Raw genomic sequence first — 1,082 nt, forward strand, 5'->3', positions numbered from 1 at the left:
ATGCGGGAACGGTAACGAATTCAGCAATAGGAAGCGCCACTGATCCATCAAATGCGACAGTTTCAGATACTTCGGGAACAACAACTACGAACGATACAGCAACGGTAACCAATCTTCCAAAAACATCAAGCGTAGCTTTGGTTAAAACAGCCGTTTACAATGGCAATGCGACAGCAGCACAAGTTGGCGATACCATTACGTACACCTTCACCATCACCAACACGGGCAATACCACTTTAAGCAATGCCGTTGTAAGCGATGCTAAATTAGGAATGACCAATGTAGCGGTAAGTCCAAGTACTTTAGCTCCAAACGCAAGCGGTACTTTAACACAAAACTACACGATTACTCAAGCCGATATCAATGCGGGAACGGTAACGAATTCAGCAATAGGAAGCGCTACAGATCCATCAAATGTGACAGTTTCAGATACATCAGGAACAAGTACAACAAACGATACAGCAACGGTAACCAATCTTCCAAAAACATCAAGCGTAGCGTTAGTAAAAACAGCCGTTTACAATGGCAATGCAACAGTAGCACAAGTAGGCGATACCATTACGTATACCTTCACTATCACCAACACGGGTAATACTACTTTAAGCAATGCCGTTGTAAGCGATGCTAAATTGGGTATGACCAATGTTGCAGTAAGTCCGAGTATTTTGGCACCAAACGCCAGCGGCACTTTAACACAAAACTATACCATTACCCAAGCTGATATCGATGCGGGAACGGTAACGAATTCGGCAGTAGGAAGCGCAACAGATACATCAAATGTGACAGTTTCAGATACGTCGGGAACAACAACTACGAATGATACCGCAACGGTAACAACTGTTCCAAAAACATCAAGCGTAGCTTTGGTAAAAACATCCGTTTACAATGGCAATGCGACAGCTGCTCAAGTTGGCGATACCATTACGTATACCTTCACCATCACCAACACGGGTAATACCACTCTAAGCAATGCCGTTGTAAGCGATGCTAAATTGGGTATGACCAATGTTGCAGTAAGTCCGAGTACTTTGGCACCAAACGCCAGCGGTACTTTAACACAAAACTACACGATTACTCAAGCC

Annotated in this window: 1 protein-coding gene; it reads left to right on the top strand. The window is 43.9% G+C overall.

Annotated features, from left to right (window positions below; translation table 11 throughout):
- The coding region (locus KBJ98_RS15355) for a DUF7507 domain-containing protein (RefSeq protein WP_210791949.1) at positions 1–1,082 on the top strand (1,082 nt) is incomplete at both ends.

The organism is Flavobacterium erciyesense, assembly GCF_018069925.1.
Classification (GTDB): domain Bacteria; phylum Bacteroidota; class Bacteroidia; order Flavobacteriales; family Flavobacteriaceae; genus Flavobacterium; species Flavobacterium erciyesense.